General features: G+C 70.8%; 15 protein-coding genes and 1 pseudogene. 10 read left to right on the top strand and 6 right to left on the bottom strand.

Annotated elements, in window-relative coordinates; genetic code table 11:
* A partial coding sequence (locus TR50_RS31515) for an ALF repeat-containing protein (protein ID WP_042430079.1) occupies positions 1-1,355 on the bottom strand: 1,355 nt, incomplete at its 3' end.
* A gap of 249 nt (positions 1,356-1,604) precedes the next feature.
* On the opposite strand from TR50_RS31515, the gene TR50_RS31510 reads away from it, so the two are divergent.
* Positions 1,605-2,573, top strand: a complete 969-nt coding sequence (locus tag TR50_RS31510; protein WP_236654666.1) for an Lrp/AsnC family transcriptional regulator — start codon at positions 1,605-1,607, stop codon at positions 2,571-2,573.
* Positions 2,574-3,008: 435 nt separating this feature from the next.
* Here the strand turns inward: TR50_RS31510 and TR50_RS31505 are convergent, their stop codons facing one another.
* Entirely contained in the window at positions 3,009-3,638 is a 630-nt protein-coding gene (locus TR50_RS31505; RefSeq protein WP_042430074.1) for a TetR/AcrR family transcriptional regulator, read from the bottom strand.
* Between the two features lie 60 nt (positions 3,639-3,698).
* On the opposite strand from TR50_RS31505, the gene TR50_RS31500 reads away from it, so the two are divergent.
* The gene (locus tag TR50_RS31500; RefSeq protein ID WP_042430071.1) at positions 3,699-4,091 is read left to right on the top strand and encodes a DUF4345 domain-containing protein; all 393 of its coding nucleotides are present in this window, start codon (positions 3,699-3,701) and stop codon (positions 4,089-4,091) included.
* Positions 4,092-4,129: 38 nt separating this feature from the next.
* Here the strand turns inward: TR50_RS31500 and TR50_RS31495 are convergent, their stop codons facing one another.
* Positions 4,130-5,161, bottom strand: coding sequence for an Lrp/AsnC family transcriptional regulator (locus TR50_RS31495; RefSeq protein WP_042430067.1), 1,032 nt, complete (start codon positions 5,159-5,161; stop codon positions 4,130-4,132).
* Between the two features lie 294 nt (positions 5,162-5,455).
* Here TR50_RS31495 and TR50_RS31490 point away from each other — a divergent pair, with 294 nt between their 5' ends.
* The 6 genes from TR50_RS31490 to TR50_RS31465 all read left to right on the top strand — a co-directional run bounded on the left by TR50_RS31490 (position 5,456) and on the right by TR50_RS31465 (position 12,571).
* Positions 5,456-6,370, top strand: coding sequence for an alpha/beta hydrolase (locus tag TR50_RS31490; RefSeq protein WP_042430064.1), 915 nt, complete (start codon positions 5,456-5,458; stop codon positions 6,368-6,370).
* Between the two features lie 195 nt (positions 6,371-6,565).
* Positions 6,566-7,402 (top strand): NAD(P)H-binding protein, encoded by an 837-nt coding sequence (locus TR50_RS31485; protein WP_236654668.1) that lies wholly within the window; start codon positions 6,566-6,568, stop codon positions 7,400-7,402.
* A 7-nt stretch (positions 7,403-7,409) separates the two neighbouring features.
* Entirely contained in the window at positions 7,410-7,976 is a 567-nt protein-coding gene (locus tag TR50_RS31480; protein ID WP_042430059.1) for an anthrone oxygenase family protein, read from the top strand.
* A complete protein-coding gene (locus TR50_RS31475; protein ID WP_084701293.1) occupies positions 7,973-8,878 on the top strand; it encodes an alpha/beta fold hydrolase in 906 nt (301 codons plus the stop codon). Before TR50_RS31480 ends, TR50_RS31475 begins: the two co-directional genes overlap by 4 nt.
* Positions 8,879-9,082: 204 nt before the next feature.
* Entirely contained in the window at positions 9,083-9,976 is an 894-nt protein-coding gene (locus tag TR50_RS31470) for an IS5 family transposase (RefSeq protein ID WP_084701297.1), read from the top strand.
* 342 nt (positions 9,977-10,318) lie between these two features.
* Positions 10,319-12,571, top strand: coding sequence for a hypothetical protein (locus TR50_RS31465; protein ID WP_042430056.1), 2,253 nt, complete (start codon positions 10,319-10,321; stop codon positions 12,569-12,571).
* A gap of 244 nt (positions 12,572-12,815) precedes the next feature.
* Here the strand turns inward: TR50_RS31465 and TR50_RS43105 are convergent, their stop codons facing one another.
* Together TR50_RS43105 and TR50_RS44775 are read right to left on the bottom strand one after the other, a co-directional pair.
* Entirely contained in the window at positions 12,816-13,406 is a 591-nt protein-coding gene (locus TR50_RS43105) for an RICIN domain-containing protein (RefSeq protein ID WP_052441580.1), read from the bottom strand.
* A gap of 289 nt (positions 13,407-13,695) precedes the next feature.
* The gene (locus TR50_RS44775; RefSeq protein WP_236654664.1) at positions 13,696-14,055 is read right to left on the bottom strand and encodes an alpha/beta hydrolase family protein; all 360 of its coding nucleotides are present in this window, start codon (positions 14,053-14,055) and stop codon (positions 13,696-13,698) included.
* Positions 14,056-14,260: 205 nt separating this feature from the next.
* On the opposite strand from TR50_RS44775, the gene TR50_RS49295 reads away from it, so the two are divergent.
* Positions 14,261-14,998, top strand: a complete 738-nt coding sequence (locus TR50_RS49295; protein WP_042430049.1) for an alpha/beta fold hydrolase — start codon at positions 14,261-14,263, stop codon at positions 14,996-14,998.
* Here the strand turns inward: TR50_RS49295 and TR50_RS44770 are convergent.
* Positions 14,940-15,077: pseudogene (locus tag TR50_RS44770) on the bottom strand (GNAT family N-acetyltransferase); the annotation flags it as partial. The gene TR50_RS49295 and the pseudogene TR50_RS44770 sit on opposite strands and share 59 nt — an antisense overlap.
* Positions 15,078-15,538: 461 nt before the next feature.
* On the opposite strand from TR50_RS44770, the gene TR50_RS31440 reads away from it, so the two are divergent.
* Positions 15,539-19,288: a family 78 glycoside hydrolase catalytic domain gene (locus TR50_RS31440; protein ID WP_052441579.1), complete on the top strand. Its 3,750-nt coding sequence runs from the start codon at positions 15,539-15,541 to the stop codon at positions 19,286-19,288.
* Positions 19,289-19,437 lie beyond the last annotated feature (149 nt).

Below are 19,437 nucleotides of genomic sequence, written 5' to 3'. Positions count from 1 at the left end.
GCCTGTGCGTCCGCGTCGGCGGCGGCCGCGCGGGCGGCAGCAGCCTCCGACTGGGCGGCACCGGCCGCCGAGGCCGCGGTGGCCGAGGCGTTCGCGGCGGCAGCGGCATCGGACGCGGCCGCCGCGGCGGAGTTGCCGGCCGCCACCGACTGCTCGGAGGCGACCCTGGCGGAGTCGGCGGCGTTCGCTGCCGTACGGGCCTTGGCCGCGGCGTTGCGAGCGGCGACCGCCGCGTCCTTGGCGGCCTGCGTCTTGGACGCATCCTTGGACGCCGCCATGGCCGCCTGGTAGGCGCTGGACGCCGCCCGGGCGGCCGTCGCGGCGGCTGAGGTCGTGGCGTGGGCGGCCCAGGCGGCCTTGCGGGCCGCGGCCTGGGCGGCGTTGGAGGAGGAGATGGCGGTGGCCGCGGCGTTCGCCGCGCCCTTGGCGGCGCTGGCGGCCTTGCGCGCGGCCGCCGCGGACTTGGCGACGTCCTGCCTGGCGGCTTGCGCCTCGGCGGCGGCATCCTGCGCGGCCTTCTTGGCCCCGGCGGCGGCCAGCTGCGCCTTGGCCGACTCCTCCTTCGCCTGCTCCGTGGTCAACTGGGCACGCTGGGACTGCCGTTCGACGACGGCGACCAGTTGATCGATGGTGGCCGCCTCGTCGTCACGGATCCGCGCGATGTTCTGACCGATCTCCAGGAACCAGCGGATGGCGTCCGCGCTCCCGTCGTCCAGGGCGCGCTGCGCGAAGGTCGTCAGTTCGGGCCCGGCGCCGGCGAGGAGCTTGAAGACCTCGACGGTCTCGTCCTCGAGGCGCGCGCTGAACTGCGTGTCGGTGATGAACTTCAGCAGCGCGTCGCCCGAGCCGTCGCTGAGCGCGGCGTCGGCGGCGGCCTGCACGCTCTTGCCGCCCTGGGCCTTGACCGTGAAGGTGAGGACGCTGAGGTCCTCCTGCTGCACTGTCGCGAATCCACCGCCGAGGAAGGCCGCGATCTCGGTGTCACCCGCATCCAGCACGCGGGAGATCTCGGCGGCCGTGCCTTTGCCCGACAGGGACAGCGACTTGAAGAGCGCGACGCGATTGTCCTCGGCGGTGGCGGCGGGCAGCCCCGTGACGATGAACTCCTCGACGTCCGCGTCGGTGCCGACGAGAGCGGCGGCGGCAGCCGCCCGGGTCGCCTGACCACCGCACTGCCAGGCGGTGACGGCCTTGGCCCGCGGAGTGTCCGGCAGGGAGGGGAGTGTGGGGATGTCCCCCGAGCCGACGGTGGCGGCGAAGACCCGGGCAGTCGTGCTGAGGGGCAGCGCGAAAGCTGCCGCGGTCGCGGCGGCGTAGCCCAGGATGCGTCGTCTGCTCCAGAACGTCGTGTTCAAGAATCGACTCCTGATCGATCGGGCGACCTCCGTCGGCGCACCGGGGGTGCGCGACTGCCGGTCACTGCGGGTCGGTGGCGTGAACAACGCATCCGCCATGGCGAGTTGGCACGCGGTCGGACGCCGTGCGCTCGCGGTGGAAGCGACCCGTTCATCCTCGCCGGATGAGCCGGGCAGTTGGCCCGCGCGGCGCCGCAATGGACGAAACTCGCTTCCATGACACTCGTAGCGGCGAATTCCGTCTTGTCCATGCAGGATCAGCGACTGATCTCGGTCCTCCAGCACGACGCCCGCCTCACCGCCGAGCGGGCTGCCGAGGTTCTGAACGTCAGTCCGGGCACCGTGCGCCGCCGTTGGCAGGCGATGACGGCGGACGGCATCCTGCGGGTGGTGATCTCCCCCATCGCCCGCCCTCGTGCGAGCGGGCTGTCGGGGGCACACCTGCTGCACATCCGGGTGCGGCACGACAAACTCGACGCCGTCGTCCGCTCGCTCGCGGCCCGTGACGACATCCCGTTCGTCGACATCACCACGTCCGGCGACGAGATCCTGGTGATAGCCGCGACGGAACCCGGGTCACGCGATCCCCTGGTCTTCCGTCAACTCCCGTCCAGCCTGGCGGTCATCTCCGTGGAAACCGCCACCATCCTGCACGTCCTGCGCGTCACGTCCGAGTGGCGCCATCAGGTCCTCTCCCCTCACGAGATCGACGCGCTGGCTCCCGGCACCCCGTGCAACGCCGCTCCCGCCGCTCCCGCCGACAACGGCCACTACGGTGTCGAGACCGACGCCCTGGAACGGGTCATCATCGACGCCCTCACCCCCGACGCCCGGCTGCCGGTGGCCACCGTCGCGGCCCGCACCGGTCTCCCGGAGACGACGGTCCGCCGACGCATCGCCCGCTTGAACGAGGAGGGCCGCCTGATCACCCAGGTGCTGGTGGACCCGCGCCACCTGGGCCTGCAGATCGACGCCATGATCAAACTCCGCGTCACCCTGGACCACCTGGACCGGACCGGCCGTCTGCTCGCCGAGCACCCCGCGGTCCACGGCGCCTTCGTCACCTCCGGGCCGAACAACCTCGGCCTCCACGTGTGGCTCCCCGACCTGACCGCCCTCTACCAGTTCCTCTCCCGCGACCTCACCGGGTTGGGCATCACCTCGGCGGAGACCATCATCGTCAGCCACTCGGCCAAACGCCCCTGGCCCTCGCCGTGACCGAGCCGACCCGCACCGGCACGGTGGAGCGGTGCCGCCGCCCGCAGTCCGTGCCCGCCGCCTGCTGCCCGCGGTCTCGGCCCGGGTGCGGTGCAGCGCCGCCAGCCAAGGCTTCCGCCGCCCCACCTGGTTCCGGTGGGGCCCGCGTTCTGTATGCCCGCTCACGACCGAGGAGCATCATGTCCACCCACTGGCAATCCGTCCCCGTACCGCCTCGCGTCGCGCGGATCCGGCGCAACAGCGCGGGCCGTCCGGCGCCCGCGAACACGCCCTGGTTCACCAGCACGCAGGGCCAAAGACTGGGTACGAGAGCGGGGGATGCACAGGCTCCCGGTCTCCCCCGTCCCGTGGACCGGCGCCGCCCTGGGCGTCCTCGCCGCCGTCGCCGCCTCGGCCCCGTCCCTGAACGGCCGCCCGGAACTCTGACCGGTGGAACTATTGGGGTCGGGCGGGTGCGGGGTCCGTGGCGAGGAAGGGCCTGAGGGCGCCCAGCAAGGCCCCGATGCAGGCGTCCCGCAGCTCGACGCAGGTGCAGGTCTCCTTGGTGAGCCAGTCCACGCAGAGCACCTGGACGAAGACCAGCCAGCTCTTCAGGACGGCCGAAACGGTCTCCCGGGTCTCGTTGCCGGCGACCGGCAGGACGTCGAGGAGTCGCGCCCGCAGGACGTCGAGCTCGCCGGCGATGACGGTCTGGATCACCGGGTCACCGGCGAGCACGCCGTTCGCCGCGAGAACGGTGAGACGATTGGCGACGAAGTAGTCGATGTGTACGTCGAGACCGGCGGAGAGCTGCTCCAGCAGGTCGCCGCCCGGCTCGAGTCGGACCTCCGTCAGCAGCCGGTCGGCCGCCTGTTGGTAGAGGGCGGCGAAGAGGTCACGCTTGGCCGGGAAGTGACGGTACAGCAGCGCCCGGGAGACACCGGCGCGCTCGGCGACGCCTTCCATCAGCACCTCGTCGTACGGATGTGCGGCGAAGAGCTGCGCACCGACGGCGAGGAGTTGGACACGGCGCTCTGCGGGGCTGAGTCGTTGGCGGGGAGGCCCGGGGTGAAGGCTACTTGACACACAGTCACCGGCAGCCCTTCCAGTAGACACGTGTCAACTAAGCGGAGCGGGGGTCGGATCGTGGCCAGGATTCTCAGGTGGCTCGTGCTGGCGATGGGGGTCGCGTGCGTGGCGATCGGACTGTTCCATCTGGCGCTCGGGAACGACTCGGTGCCGGGCGAAGGCGCGGCCAGCGCGACGGCCGACAGCCTCGGACGGTTCTTCGGCGCGATCTTCGCGGGGTACGGCCTCGCATGGCTCTGGGCGGCCCGCCAGTCGCCGATCCCGGCGACAGCGGTGCGCTGGCTGGCCGGCGTGTTCCTGCTCGGCGCCGTCGGACGCCTGCTTTCACTCGCCGTCCACGGCTGGCCGCAGTGGTTCCAGGTGCTGCTGACGGTCATCGAACTGGTGATGCCGCCGCTCTACTTCTGGCTGGCGGACGCCGACGAAAAGGCGTTCCGCGACCGTGCCTAGCCCGGGGCACGGTCGCGGCGGACCAGTGTCCTCGGTCCTCACCTCGACGAGACCGGTTGGACCAGCTGGGGAGAGCGTTTGGCGGCGCGGCTGACGATGGCCGTCTCGACCTGGGTGATCCCCAGACCGGCCAGGTCATGGGAGAGGAAGCCGTAGAGAGCTGCAAGGTCCGGGAAGTACGCGGCCGCGTGCAGGTTCGAAGGCCCTGACGTCGCGAACGCGCCGTGCACCGAGGCGTGTTCGGCCAGCGCCCGCCCGGTGGCAGCGAGATGGTCGGGGGCCACCTGGAGCAGGAGTTTCGCCTCGATGGGCAGGCCGAGGCAGCGGGGATCGACAAGCACCTGGGTGACCAGACGGCCTTGGGCGGCCAGGTGGGCGAGGCGCCGGCGCACCGTGCTCTCCGAGTGTCCGGCGCGCGCGGCCAGTGCCGCGGCGGTCAGGCGCGCGTCGGGCGCGAGGGCGTCGAGGAGGGACTGCTCCAAGGCATCGGTGTCGACACCGTACGGGCCCGGGGAACCGGAACCGGCCGGCCCGGAGGCGGGTGGCTCGGGGGCCGGCTCGTTCGGGCCGAGGGCCGCGCGTTCGGGCTCGGTCAGCACCTGGTGACGCCACTCGGAGGTGAGCCGGAAGACATGCAGGATCGTGGCGCTCTCCAGGGAGGTCACCGCCTGCGTGGAGGGGAGCTGACGGAAGACCAACTGGTCGCGTGAGCCCGGCTCGGTGCGGGCGACCGCGAAGATCTCGTCGCCCGAGGTGGTGACGTCGATGAAGGGGATGTCCTCGCGTGCCGCGAGCGCGGCCACGATCGTGTCGAGCTTTCCGCGCAGAACCCGGATGCGCAGGAACAGGGCCCCGGCCGAGCCGCCGTTGCGCGGTCGCGCGACCGGTGAGATCACCACGCGCACGGTGCCGTCGGCGCCGAGCGCGTGCAGGCGTCGGCGGACGGTAGCGGGGCTGAGCCCGAGCACGCCGGCCGCCCGCTCGGCGCTGACGCGGCCGTCGCACTGCAGCGCGGCGACCAGCCGCTGATCCGTGAGGCTCAGTACGGAATTCGTCGATTCGTACGCCATGAAGACAAGTTTCGCTCATTCCGTCGCCCTGCGATGCCCGTTCCAAGGACCACGGCCCAAGGATGGAGCTCATCCACCCCGCCTGTCCGCGAGCCACGTCGGCGAACCCGAGCCACGGAACGAGCAACCGATGATCCTCGACCCGCAAATCTGGTTCCCCGGCCTGACCGGCTCACCGTCAGCACCTCCGGTACCGCGACCGGCGGCCAGGAGAAGGGCCCCGCGGTGCGACGACGCCGCAGGCCCGCGGTTTGCACAGCTCCCGAGATCGACAGATCCACCACGGAGGTTCACATGCCCGCGTTCGAGCAACGGAAAGCAGTCCGCTTCGCCAGCGGCGACACCGAGTGCGCCGCCTGGCACTATCCGGGGTCCAACGGCGGCTGTGTGATCATGGCCGGCGGAACCGCGGTGACGAAGGAACCGGCCTCGGACCTGTTCGCTGCCCGGTTCAACGATGCCGGCTTCGCCGTCCTCGCCTTCGACCACCGCCGGTTCGGACAGAGCGGGGGCACCCCACGCCAGGTCGTCCGCTTCGACGAGCAGGTCGCCGACTGGCACGCCGCGATCGCCTACGCGGCCGGCCTGCCCGACGTCGCGCCGGACGGGATCGCCCTGTGGGGGTTCTCACTCGCGGGCGGCCACGTCTTCCAGGTCGCGGCCGACCACCCGCGGCTGGCCGGCGCGATCGCGCAGACCCCGCTGGTCGACGCCCGCGCCGTCGCTCCCCACGCGCTGCACTCCATGACCGCTCTCGCACTGCTGCGCCTCCTAGGCCGAAGCGTCGCGGACGCACTCGGAAGCCTCATGGGACGGCCGCCGCTTCTGGTTCCGACGGCCGGACCGCGCGGCACCGTCGCCTCGCTCACCACAGCGGACGCCGTGGACTGCGACCGGGCCCTCGACCCCGACCGTCGGCACACGGACTGGGAGCAGACGGTCGCCGCACGCATCGCCCTGCAGTTCGGCGGGTACCGGCCCGGCCGCCATGCCTCCCGGATCCGCTGCCCGCTCCTGGTGGTCGTCTGCGACCAGGACCAGAGTGCGCTCCCCGGCCCCGCCCTCCGCGCGGCCCAGAACGCGCCGCGATCCGAGGTGGTCCAGCTGTCAGGCCGCCACTACGCCCCGTTCCTCGAGTCGCACGAACAGGCCGTCGAGGCGGAGATCTCGTTCCTGCAGAAGCACCTGCCCTCCCGCGACCACCGCTGAGCCAGACCGCTCCCCCGCTCGAATCCGCTGAACTCGCCGATTTATCCCCTGGATCCTCCAGCGCCCGCCGTCCGGTGGCGGCCGACCCGATGTCACACTCCGGGCCCGCCGCGGATCTCAGATACGACCACCCCCGCCAGGGCCACGAGGACACGAGCTCTCGACAGCCTTCCGAACAGGAGTACACACGTGATCATGGTGACAGGCGCGACCGGAATCGTCGGCCGCGAAGTGGTGAAGCAACTGTCGGCACAGGGAGCCGAGGTGGCGGCGGTCACTCGTGACCCGGCCGCCGGCGTGGTCGCCGACGGTATCCGGCTTGTCGTCGGCGACCCTTCCAGCCCGCAGTCGCTGGCGTCGGCACTGGACGGCGTCGAGACCCTCTTGCTCAGTCCGCGCGCCGTGGGCGGCGCGAATGCCGAACTGCTGACGCTGGCGGCCGAGCACGGCGCGCGACGGGTGGTGGTGTTGTCGGCGGTCACCGTCGAATACGGCGGCGGGTACCGACGCTTCGCTGAGGAGTTCGAGCGGGTCGAGGCCGCAGCCGTGGCCTCCGGGCTGCCGTGGACGTTCCTGCGGTGCGCCGACTTCGCCGCCAACACTCTCGCCTGGGCACCGCAGATCCGCGCGACAGGTCACGCCCGGGGCGTGCACGGCGATGCCGCCACCTCCCCAATCCACCAGCGGGACATCGCCGAGACCGCCGTGCGGGCGCTGCTGGACCCCGCCCACGCGGGCCGGGCGTACGCGATCACCGGGCCGGAGTCGCTCACCCAGCGCGACAAGGCCCGACTCATCGGCGAGGCCATCGGCAGGGACGTATCGTTCGAGGAGATTCCCGCGGAGAGCCTGCGCCGGGCCATGCTCGCCCAGGGCCTGCCCGAGGACGTTCCCGACCGGTTGGTCGGCTACGCGGCCGCATGCCTGAAGGAGCCGGGGCCGACGACGGACACCCTCGCACAACTCCTGGGCCGCCCCGCCTTGACCTTCGCCGCCTGGGCCGCCGAGCACGCGGCCGACTTTCGGAGCTGAGGCCGTCATGAGATCCGAGCGGGCAGCCACCGCCCTGCGCTTCGTCAGTCTCGTTCTTGCCGGCCTGTTCGCCGGGTTCCTGGTTACGGTCCTCGTCTTCGAACTCTCGCTGCACCACTTCGACGCCTCGGTCTACACCCAGACGCGACAGATTGAACTACTCCGACTGGACGACCTCGCCTCCGCCACCCTCCTGCCGACGTTGCCGACCACCGCGATCCTCGCCGCCATGTCGCTCAAGGCGAGAGACCGCACCTTCTGGCTCACCGCGACAGCGTTCGCCCTGCTGCTGAGTGTCGTCGCCACGACGGTCGTCTTCAACCTCCCCATCAACTCGGACCAGTTGCACTGGAATGTGCAGACACCTCCCGCGGACTGGGCGAGCGTCCGCGACCGCTGGCAGATCGCCCACGCGGTACGGACAGCCGCCGCCGTGGTCGCGTTCGGGCTCCTGAGCGCGGCGGCGATGACCCCAACGCGTAGCACTCATCGGCCATCCAGTAACCCGACCCCTGCCGCTGTCCCCGCCCCGCAGCGAACGGCCGCATCAGGCCCGACTGGAGGGCTGTCGTGAACCGCATCGAGCTGTCGGCGGGCACGATCGAATACCAGGACACCGGTGGCGACGGCCCCGTCCTGGTGCTGCTGCACGGGCTGATGATGGACGCCACGCTCTGGGACGGGACGATCGCCCGTCTCGCCGCCGATCACCGCTGCCTGGCACCCACGTTGCCGCTCGGGGCACACCGACTCCCAATGCGCCCCGACGCCGACCTGTCCCTGCCCGGCATGGCGCGGCTGGTCGCGGAGTTCCTCGACCGCCTCCACCTCCGCGACGTCACACTTGTCGGCAATGACACCGGCGGGGCGCTCGTCCAACTCCTCATGGGCGACCGGGCCACAGCCGTCGGGCGCGCAGTACTCGTCTCGTGCGAGGCGTTCGACAACTTCCCGCCCGGACTGACCGGCAGGACGCTCATGCTCACCGGGAGGCTCTCACCCCGATTGTTCGGCCTGTTTATGCAGCAGATGCGGCTCCGCGCGCTACGACGGCTGCCGATTGCGTTCGGGTGGCTGACCAAGCGCGGAGACGCCGCGACCGCCCAGTGGATGAAACCGGTCCTGCAGCACGGAATTCGCCGCGACACCGTACGGATGCTCCGAGCAGCAGCAGCTGACACCCGCCTCCTGCTCACCGCAGCCGAACGGCTGCCGACCTTCGATCACCCAACCCTCGTGGCCTGGGCAAGCGAAGACCGCGTGATGCCCCCCGAGCACGCACGGCGCCTCGTCGAACTCCTCCCCGACGCACGGCTGGTCGAGGTGGACGACAGCTACACCCTCATCCCGCTGGACCAGCCCGCGGAACTTGCGCGAGTCATCGGCGAGTTCACATCATGCACACGACATGGCATCAACTCGAACGGCTCCGCACCCACGAACGGCCGACACCAGATCATCCAGAAGTCGACATAACATCCTAAGAAGCGATTTCCAAACCGAGGGACACGGCTGCTGCTCGAACATCCGCGCGCATCGGCCTCGTTCGGGTGATCGCTCGGCAGTCGGCGCATAGGAGAAGGGCCTCCTGCACAGTTCGGTGATGTCGAGTCAACGAACCATCAGGAGGCCCTGGTGTCCCACTGTGGCGTGCGTGCTGCGTCCGCGTCCAGCTCCGGCATGTTGTGCGATTGCCTCGCACACCGGCTCGGTAATGCCGCTGACCAACCGGACCGGACCCGCCGCTACGGCTGCGACCTGACCGACGCGGAGTGGGCGATCGTGCGGCCACTGCTGCCGGCTCCGGCCTGGCTGAACGGCAAGGGAGGCCGCCCGGAGGGCTATTGCCACCGCCAGCTGATCGATGCGGTGCGCTACCTGGTCACCGAGGGCGTGCGCTGGGCGAGCCTGCCGGCCGACTTCCCCAAGTGGCGGGCCGTGTACCGGTTCTTCCGCCGCTGGCGCGACAACGACTTCGTCAAGGAGCTCTACGGCCGACTGCGCACGATGCTGCGCGCCCGGGCCGGAAAGAAGCAGGAGCCGACCGCCGCGATCATCGACTCGCAGTCGGTGAAGGCCGACGCCACCGTCGGCGCCGCCACCCGCGGCTACGACGCCGGGAAGAAGATCAACGGAAGGAAGCGGCACATCGCGGTGGACACCCTGGGCCTGCTGCTGACCGTGCTGGTCACCGCCGCCTCGGTCAAGGACAACGACGCCGGCCGCGACCTCCTCGAACAACTGCGCGCCGAACACCACCGCATCGCACTGGTCTGGGCCGACGGCGGCTACACCGGCTGGCTGGTCGCATTCGCCGCAACCGTCCTGGCCCTCGCGCTGACCGTCGTCAAGCGCAACGACGACACCAAGGGGTTCGTGGTGCTACCGCGCCGCTGGGTCGTGGAGCGCAGTTTCTCCCATCATATCCGGGCCCGTCGCCTGGCCCGGGACTACGAGACCCGCATCGACAGCGCCGAAGCAATGGCCTGGTGGGCCGCGTCCATCCCGGCGACCCGCCGCCTGGCCCGCTGCGGCCGACCAACACCCCGCCACGTCACACGGTCCGCGGCCTGAACAACCCCGGCCCCACCTCGCGAAGCCAACCCCGCTCCACCAACCGCTTCGCCCGGAACCGCGCCGCCTGCTCCCTCGCGTCACTGGCCGACCAGCCCATATCCTCGCGCATCGCCCGCACCCCCTCGCTACCTCCCAGCAAGCCCCGCACCGATACGACGGTCCGAGCATGCCTACCGAGCGACAGCCACACACCTCACCTGGGAAAACGTGACCCTACCTTCGGTTTGGGAATCGCTTCTGAACCCATCGACAGACCTGAACACCTGAGGGGCCAGCCCCGACGATGCTGCTGGGCGGCCCGGCCGACCGGTGTCGGTCCCGGGTGGCATGATCCGCGGCATGGATCTCACCGCCGCCTTCTCCGGGCTCGACCAGGTGGACTGGTCGCAGCTCCGCCACGCCTATGGCCCCGCTGAGGATGTCCCCTCGCTGCTTCGGGACCTCGCGTCCCCGGTGGAGGAGACCGTGGCGGAGGCGGAGCAGGGGTTGTGGGACAGCATCGTGCATCAGGGCACGGTCTACCAGGCGACGGCACCCGCAGTGCCGTTCCTGGCGAGACTCGCCTCCGAAGGCGTGCGGCCGGCGGCGCTGGTGTGCATGCTCGGTGCGATCGCCCAGAGCGTCGACGAGCACGACCTGCCGATGCCCGGCGCCGCCCGCGCCGCCGTCGCCGCGCAACTCCCGCTGCTCCTGCCGCTGCTCGCCGACGACGACGGCGAGGTGCGACGGACCACGGCCTGGACGGTGGCCCAGTGCCAGTCAGCTGTCGCGCCGGATGCGCGTGCAGCGCTGTGGGCCCGCTGGGCGGCGGAGACCGATCCGGTGGTGCGCGCGGACGTCCTGACAGCCTGCGCGCTGGTGAGTCCCGACGCGGCCGAGGAGCTGTGCTCGGCCGCACTCACCAAGAACGAGCCGGCACCGGTCCAAGTGGCCGCCCTGCTGGCCACCGTCGACTGCGGCCTGCCATGGCACGCGGACCTGTCCGCGCGGGTCACGGCGCTGCTCCCGTTGGACCGCCACGGATTCGGCGACCTGTGGGAGCGGGAACCGCTGCAGGCACTCACCAAGGCACTGCACACGCGGGGCAAGATCAACGCCGCGATCGACGTGGTCAGCTCCGCACTGCAGCAGGCCGCAGCGCTGCAGCTGGAAGAGAGCGAGGACGCGCAGGCCGCCGTAGCGGAGGCACGGTGGGCCGCTGAATCCCTCGCACTGCGCTCGCGTAAGGCCCCGGCGCGTCTACTCCCCCAACTGCTCCCCCTGCTCGACGACCCAGCCACCGCCGACGACGTCATGCCTCTCCTGCGGACCTGGTGCCAGCCAGCCCCGGCAGCACTCCCGACTCTGCTCGGCATCGCGCAGGGCAACAACGGGTCGGCCGACGAGGCGCTCGCCGCACTGGTATGCCTGGGAGCGCCGGAGGCGACCGGACTGCTTGCCCGCCATCTGGCCAACCGGCCCCGCGCGTTGGAGGCCGCGTACCGGCTCGCGACCGGCGAGACCCAGACACCGAGTGATCCCCGCACCCCCGGTGACGACGGCCGTACGCCGTTGCCCTACGATCGCGAACTGCTCGACGCGATAGGCGTCCGGCTTGCCGTCGAGCCGCCGCGCGAGCGCCGGTCGGCATTCGATGGCGGGCTGGCCTCCGCCAACGAACCGGTCTATCTCAGCGGACTGCTGGCCGCCTGGGGAAGGCTGGCAAGGCCGGCTCTGCCGGAGCTGCTCGCCGCACTGCCACGACATCCGCTCCCGGTCAGCCGCGCCCTGGCAGCCGTCGCCGATCCCCTGGTCGACGCCCACGTGGTCGAAGCGCTGCAGGCCCAGGCAGGGCAGGGGCCGCTGGCCACGCGTCAGGCAGTAGCAGGGGCACTCCACACCTTGACGGGGGACGCCGACGCCCTGGTCGCGGTTCTCTCCGAACTGCTGACTCAGCGGGGCAACGGCCTGGACCACGCCGTCACCACGGCCGCCACGCTCGGACAAGCTGCTCGCCCCCTGCTGCCGCAACTACGCGCGCTGGTAGCGGAACCCGCGCAGTCGCGCGAGACCGTGCCGGCGATCCGCGCGGCGCTCGGGGCCGCAACGCTGGTCTGGGAGCTGACCGGAGATCAACAGGCGGCGATCCCCGTGATTCGGGAGGGCCTTTCCTGGTCCTCCCAGAGATGGGGCCAGGCGACAGCGAAGCGTGCCGTCGAGGCGGCCTGCCTGCTCGGTCCCGTGGCCGAGCCCCTCGTTCCCGGTCTCTTGCCGCTACTGGACGATCCCGAGCTCGCCCCGGCCGTCGTGCGCGTTCTGGCCGGTGTCCATCCCGAGGTCGACGCCCCCTCCGGGCTCGCCCGGACCGCCCTGGCCGACCGGGTCCTGGCAGCCGCCCGACCGGGTACGTATGCGCGCTCCGCCTCGACCGTGCTGGAAGCCCTCGCAGCGCTCGGCCCGGCAGCATTCACCGCCGCCCAACTCGACCTGATCCGCGATCTTGCGGACGGCGACCGGCGCATGGTGGGCGCTGGTCTCCAGAACCGGATCATCCTCGAGGACGAACGGTTCCGCGACGCGGCGCGGGCGCTCCTGCGGATGCTGACCGCCTGAGTCCCGCTGCTGGCCGCAGTCAGGACTACCCCGATGGACAACGAGGAGACTGCGGCCGGCATCGAGCTACGGCACCCCTCGCCGCCCAGATGAACACGGTCTGGTCCCCGTCCTCACGGTGTCCGCTGAGTCATCGTGTCGGGGCAGTCGTGCTGGTGGGGCTGGGAGAGCGCTTGCGGGCAGCAAAGAGCCCCCGTGCTCTGGGGTGAGCGCGCGAGCCTACTCGGCGCTCAGGTGCTGCCAGTCATGACTTCTGCGTGATGGTCCAGCCCTGCTCGCCAGAGTCCTGCAAACCTCCGCTGCAGTCGCCGCCGTCCATGCCGATCCCGGTCCAAAAGTCGGTCAGGCACTGGTTGTATCCGTCGAGGGGGTTCAAGTTCGCGTTCTGGACTACGTCCTGAAGGACGTTGTTCTGCAGGCTGAGGACGCGTGTCTTCATTTCCCACGACTGGTAGCCGTCCGTGGACCAGCTTCCGTAGCCCTTGCAGGGGTATCCACGCAGACCAAACTGGTTGGAGTAGTCGAGGCACCGCCCAGTTCCGACATTCCGCAGCTGCACCCAACCACCGTTGTACTGGATGACGTTCCACATCTGGTAGGTGCCGTAGTTGCAGGTGTAACCGCGCATGAGATCGGATCCGTTCGCGCCGTCGTTGGAGTCGTCTAGGCAGTCCCATGGGCCGCTCTGGTTCTGCAGGACGTAGGTGGCACCGGCCTTGAAGTTCCAGTAGGCCGGGGTGTCGGCATGAGCCGTGCCAGTGCCAGCGAGGCCGAGTCCGGCGGCGAGCGCGATCGTTGCTCCAGTGGAACTGAGACGCCGAAGTGCAGTGCGCATGACGGGTCCTCTCGCACACAGGACACGAAGGACCAGTTCCCCCGTGCCGGTCAGTCGGGAATCTATTGACCCGCCCCGCTCACCGTCCAACGTTTCGCGGCTGCCCGAAACCTTCGATGCCGGCCAAGGTCGGCCGTCGCGCGTGGACATCCTCCGGGAGTACGTCGGAAAGGTGTACGGCATCGGGGACGCGTCCCAGTTCTGACACCGACACCTTCGGCCGCACCGACTTCCGCCTCGACCGCGTCAACGTCGAGAAGCTCTGGGCTCTCAAGCAGCTCGCCGACCATCACCAGGACGGCCAGCCGTGAACGAGCCGACGCCCACCACGATCGAATGCCTCTACTCCGTCCACGACCCCAACTCGGACGACGTCTTCACCGGCTACGAAATCCGACGCTGGCCGATCACCAGGAAGACCACCAAGCAGGTCCACATCCGCGACGAATACGGCAGACCAGGCGGCCATGAAGCCTCCGTGGCTCCACCCGCCGATCCCCAGCCGGTCCGGGTCCGCGACACCGCTTTCCACGAGCGCGTCGATGCTGGCGGTGATGTCGCTCCACTCGGCGCCGCCGACAGCTCCCGCTGCCGCCGCGGCGAAGGCGTGGCCACAGCCCTGGCTGCCGCGCGGATTGGGCAGGAACACCGCGTAGCCTGCGATCGCGAGCCACTACGGGGCGCGCTGCGGCGAACCCTGCAGCAGGTCGTCGGTCCTGACGTAGAGTGCGGTCGCGAGGGAGTCCATGTCTGGCGTCACAACCTGACCGTGGACTCCCTCGTCTCATGCACGCAGCCAACCCCGGGGATCGAGAAACACGGACGGACGCTCGCCACGCTGACAGACTGAACCCATGGCAGGGACTCTGTACGCTGAGAAAGTCGGCGATCCCTCGAACCCGGCTCTGATCCTCCTCCACGGCGCCGGCGCGGCGTCCCGCATGTGGAAGAAGCAGCTGTCCGGCCTGTCCGAGCGGTACCACGTCATCGCCCCGGATCTGCCCGGCTTCGGCAGGTCCCCGGGACCGTTCTCCCTCCAAGCCTGCACCGACGCGGTCGCCGGCCTGATCGGCGAGTCCCAGCCCGTCCATCTGTGCGGCATGTCGTTGGGAGCCCTTGTCGCCGCGCAGGTCGCCACCGACCACCCCGCGAGCGTGCGCCGCCTGATCCTGCAAGGCGCCTCGATCCGCCCAGCGGAGCGCGGTCGAGGCGCCATTCGCTTCTATCGCTCCCGCCCCGGCTGGTGGTACATGAAAGCCGCCTCCGATCTCCACGACCGCCCGACCCTCCTCGCCATGGTCAACGCAGCGGAGGAGGCCGATATCACCGATCTCCTTCCTCGCATCGCCGCCCCGACGCTCATCCTGTGCGGCGCACGCGACAACGAGTCTCTGCCGGACGCGCAACTCCTGGTCGACGCCATCTCACGCGCGCACCTCGTCGTCGTCCCCCATACCGGACACCTGATGCCAGTGATGGCCGCCAAGGCGTTCAACACAATCGTCGACGGCTTCCTCGCCAACGCGTCCCCCACGGACGCCACTCGCGCCGGAGGATGCCGAAGATCCAGGAGTCGGAGACTTCGCCGTTGACGACGCAGTCCTCGCGGAGGGTCCCTTCACGAACGAAGCCGAGCTTCTCCAGAACCCGGGCGGACGCCACATTGCTGGTGTACTGCGCCCACTCGGTGTAGCTGCGCCGGCCGAGGACGACCGCGTCCTGGATCGCGATCTCGGCGGCGAGATTGGCTTCCAGCGCGTCGTCCCAGTCGGCGAAGAAGCTGCTCGGCTCCTCGGCGACCCCGTCGAGGGACAGCAGCTGGTACACGACGATCTTTCGCAAGCCTCGTACCTCCGATCGGCCCCGATGCCCCTGGGCGCTGCATGGACTGCAGCCGTGGACCGCCCATGTGACGCCGTCTCGTTTTTGGCGGCCCCGCTCGTATCACGGGGAACATCGCGCGAAGTCCATTGACGTGTCCCGGGCGCACCCTTACAGTCCCACTCGCAAGCAATGAACTGAATCGTTTCAAGCTCTGCATCGATCGGACCGCCTCGCCGGGCGGGCCTGTCCATCCGGCTCATCCGCACGCGGCCGCCGCCATCGGTCGGCCCGAGAGAAGGAGTACGGCGTTGAGCAGTGAATCGACACACCCCGGGGACGGCGAGCCGCCCGAGGCGGAGCGGTCTCCGCTCAGCAGGCGGCGCTTTCTGAGTGCCGGTTCGGGCGTCGCCGCGGGCGTCCTGGCCGCGGGGCTGGTCTCACGTCCGGCCGCAGCGGCCGCGGCCTCGCACCGGGCCACAGCGGCGCCTGTCGACCTGTCAGGCGCCCACTGGGTGTGGTTCCCCGAGGGCAGTCCGCAGGTCTCGGCCCCGGCAGGGTTCCGGTACTTCCGCAGGACGTTCACCGCCGCCGCGGGCGGCGTCGGTGACGCGCAGCTGGTCGTCACCGGCGACGACACGGTCGACGTCTGGCTCAACGGACAGCACCTGGCCGCCTCCGCGCGCGTCGCGGACTCCTGGAAGAACGCCCTCTACGTGGACCTGCGCCCGGCGCTGGCCGCGGGGAGCAATACCGTGGCGATAGCCGTCAGCAACACCGGCGGCCCCGCCGGGCTGCTCGGCCATCTGCACATCACCACCAGCGGGAGCACCACCGATCTGCTCACCGACGGCAGTTGGCGCACCGCGCAGACCGTGCCCGCCGGCTGGGAGCAGCCGTCCTTCGACGACTCCGGTTGGTCGGCCGCAGCGGACCTGGGCGCCTACGGCGTCTCCCCCTGGTACACCGGTGTCGCCACCCCGGACCTCACCGCCGCCTCCCCGCTCGCCGCGTCCGGCCTGACGGTGGAACACCAGGCCTCTCCCCTGGGCGTCGACGCGGCACAGCCGCGCTTCGGCTGGACCCTGGACTCCTCGGCGCCGCAGCAGCACCAGGCGGCCTACCAGGTCCAGGTGTCCTCGACCGCCGCCGGGGCCGGGGACGTGTGGGACAGCGGCCAGGTCTCCTCGGCCCAGCAGGTCGACCTCGCCTACGGCGGTCCGGCGCTCGGCAGCCTCACCCGGTACTACTGGCGGGTCCGTGTCTGGGACACCCAGGGCCGGGCGGGCGCCTGGAGCGACCTGGGCTGGTTCGAGACCGGGCTGCTCGGGCCGGCCACCGAATGGCAGGGGGCCTTCGTCGGCCAGGCCGCTCCCCCGAACTTCGCCGGGGCGAGCTGGATCTGGTATCCGGAGGGGAACCCCGCCTCCTCGGCGCCAGCCGCCACCCGCTGGTTCCGCCGCACGCTCACCCTGGCCACGGCCCCGGCGACGGCGGTGCTGGCGGTCACCGGCGACGACACGGCCGATGTGTGGGTGAACGGCGTGCTGGTCAGCTCCTCGCCCAGGGTCGCCAACTCGTGGCAGACGGCCGCCTTGGTGGACCTCGCCGGGCATCTGACGGCGGGCGCCAACGTCATCGCGGTGGCGTGCACCAACACCAGCGTCTCCCCCGCGGGGCTGCTGGCCAAGCTGCTGCTGCCCGGTGGTCAGGTCGTGAACAGCGACACCGCGTGGAAGGCCTCGCAGTCGGGGCCGACGGGCTGGAATACGGTCGGCTTCGACGACAGCGCCTGGCCGGCCGCGATAAGCGTGGCCGTGGCCGGTTCCGGGCCGTGGGGCGTGCAGGTCCACGTGGTGACTCCGGCTCCCCTGCTGCGCAAGGGGTTCACCGTCTCCAAGCCGGTGGCCTCGGCCCGGCTGCTGACGACCGCCCTCGGGCTGCACGAGACGCGCCTGAACGGCGCCAAGGTCGGCGCCGACGTCCTGGCACCGGGCTGGACGGACTACGGCAAACGCCTGCAGTACAAGGTCTTCGACGTGACCGGGCAGATCCGGCAGGGCGCCAACGCGCTGGCCGCCTGGCTGGGCAACGGCTGGTACAGCGGCAGCATCGGCTTCGCCGGCAGCCAGAAGTACGGCACCCAGCCGTGGTACTCCGCCCAGTTGCAGCTCACCTTCACCGACGGCACGACGAGCACGGTCGCCACCGACAGCAGTTGGAAAACCGCCACCGGGGCGATCCGGGCCGACGACCTGTACAACGGCGAGACCTACGACGCACGCCTCGACGTCCCCGGCTGGGACGGCGCAGGGTTCGACGACAGCGCCTGGGCCTCGGTGACGGTCGCCCAGGTCTCGCGGCCGACGCTGGTCTCCCAGGTCGACGGCGGCGTGACCGTCCAGGCGGAGTTCCCGCCGGTGGCGATCACGCAGCCGCAGGCGGGCGTGTGGATCCTCGACCTGGGCCAGAACTTCGCGGGCTGGAACCGGCTCTCGCTGACCGGACCGGCCGGCACCGTCGTCACCATGCGGCACGGCGAGGTGCTCAACCCCGACGGCACGCTCTACACCGCCAACCTGCGCACCGCACAGGCGACCGACCGCTTCGTGCTGGCGGGAACGGGCTCCGCCGAGACGTATGAGCCGCGGTTCACGGTGCACGGCTACCGCTATGTCGAACTCACCGGCCTGCCCTCCGGGTTCACCCCGACCACCGGCACCGTCACAGGCCGCGCCGCCTGGACCACCGCAGCCCAGCTGGGCACGTTCACGACCTCGAACACGCTGGTGGGTCAGATCCAGCACAACATCACCTGGGGTCAGCGCAGCAACATGCTGTCCATCCCGACCGACTGCCCGCAGCGCGACGAGCGCCTGGGCTGGACGGGCGACATCGCCGCGTTCAACGCCACCTCGACGTTCAATCTGGACACCCACCGGTTCCTGGCGAAGTTCGTCGACGACCTGGTCGACGACCAGCTGTCCAGCGGCGCGTTCACCGACGTGGCACCTGCCGTGATCTCCGGCTCCGGCACCGCGGGCTGGGGGGACGCGGGCGTGATCATCCCCTACACGCTGTGGCAGCGCTTCGGCGATCTGCGGGTCGTCGACCGGCACTTTCCGGCCCTGGCCGCCTGGGTCGACTACCTGCACAGCACCGCGGGCAGCAATCTGATCCGCAACCAGACGACCTTCGGCGACTGGCTCAACGTCAACGACGACACGCCCCACGACCTCATCTGCACCGCGTACTTCGCCTGGGCCGCGCGCCTGGTCTCCCGGATGGCGGCCGCCACCGGCCGCACCGCGCAGGCCGCCTGGTACGGTCAGCTCGCCGACCAGGTGGCGGCGGCCTTCGCCAGCCAGTACGTGGGATCGGACGGGTCGGTCGGCAGCAACACCCAGACCGGCTACGTGCTCGCGCTCTCCTTCGGCCTGGTCCCCGCGGCCCTGGTGCAGCGCGCCGCGGACAAGCTGGCCGCCAAGGTCGCGGCGAGCAACGGGCACTTGACGGTCGGGTTCCTCGGTGTGGAGAACCTGCTGCCGGTCCTGGCGGACAACGGCCATGCGGACGTGGCCTACCAGATCCTGCTGCAGACCAGCTACCCCGGCTGGGGCTACATGGTCGGCCGGGGAGCCACCACCATCTGGGAGCGCTGGGACGGCATCCGCACCGACGGCTCCTTCGAGGATCCGGGCATGAACTCGTTCAACCACTACGGTCTGGGCTCGGTGGGCGACTTCCTGTACCGGCACGTCGCGGGTCTTCGTCCGGCAGCGCCCGGCTACCAGGAGCTGCTGATCGCCCCTCAGCCGGGCGGCGGGCTGACCTCCGCCGCCGCAAGCTACCGCACGCCGTGCGGGACTGCCGGGAGCAACTGGTCGGTCGCGGGCGGACAGGTGACGCTCGCGGTCACGGTGCCGGCCAATGTCACCGCCACGGTGGTCGTGCCAACCTCCCAGCCGGGTTCGGTGTCCGCGCCCGCGCAGGCCGTCCCGACGGCGCCCGGGACGTACGACCTGCCGGCGGGGACCTACACCTTCACCGCCCCGGTCTGAGCTGCCCATCGCCCGGGAGCGGCGCGGTGCGGTGCGAGGCGCCGCCGTGTGAGGCGAGACAGGGCGGGGCGAGGCAGCGTGGGGCGAGGCAGGGCGGTGCGAGGCAGGGCGGGGGGGGGGCCGGGCGGCGGGGGGCCCCGGCCCCCCCC

It is taken from the genome of Streptacidiphilus anmyonensis, assembly GCF_000787855.1.
GTDB classification, from domain to species: domain Bacteria; phylum Actinomycetota; class Actinomycetes; order Streptomycetales; family Streptomycetaceae; genus Streptacidiphilus; species Streptacidiphilus anmyonensis.
This window is presented reverse-complemented; position numbering and strand designations above follow the sequence as displayed.

What these genes read in the sequence shown, in the direction of transcription:
- TR50_RS31485 (WP_236654668.1), top strand. Translation starts at nt 6,566, where the DNA reads ATGGTGACAGGCGCGACCGGAATCGTCGGCCGCGAAGTGGTGAAGCAA.
- TR50_RS31490 (WP_042430064.1), top strand. Translation starts at nt 5,456, where the DNA reads ATGCCCGCGTTCGAGCAACGGAAAGCAGTCCGCTTCGCCAGCGGCGAC.
- TR50_RS31470 (WP_084701297.1), top strand. Translation starts at nt 9,083, where the DNA reads ATGTTGTGCGATTGCCTCGCACACCGGCTCGGTAATGCCGCTGACCAA.
- TR50_RS31495 (WP_042430067.1), bottom strand. Translation starts at nt 5,161, where the DNA reads ATGGCGTACGAATCGACGAATTCCGTACTGAGCCTCACGGATCAGCGG.
- TR50_RS31465 (WP_042430056.1), top strand. Translation starts at nt 10,319, where the DNA reads ATGGATCTCACCGCCGCCTTCTCCGGGCTCGACCAGGTGGACTGGTCG.
- TR50_RS43105 (WP_052441580.1), bottom strand. Translation starts at nt 13,406, where the DNA reads ATGCGCACTGCACTTCGGCGTCTCAGTTCCACTGGAGCAACGATCGCG.
- TR50_RS31480 (WP_042430059.1), top strand. Translation starts at nt 7,410, where the DNA reads ATGAGATCCGAGCGGGCAGCCACCGCCCTGCGCTTCGTCAGTCTCGTT.
- TR50_RS31510 (WP_236654666.1), top strand. Translation starts at nt 1,605, where the DNA reads ATGCAGGATCAGCGACTGATCTCGGTCCTCCAGCACGACGCCCGCCTC.
- TR50_RS49295 (WP_042430049.1), top strand. Translation starts at nt 14,261, where the DNA reads ATGGCAGGGACTCTGTACGCTGAGAAAGTCGGCGATCCCTCGAACCCG.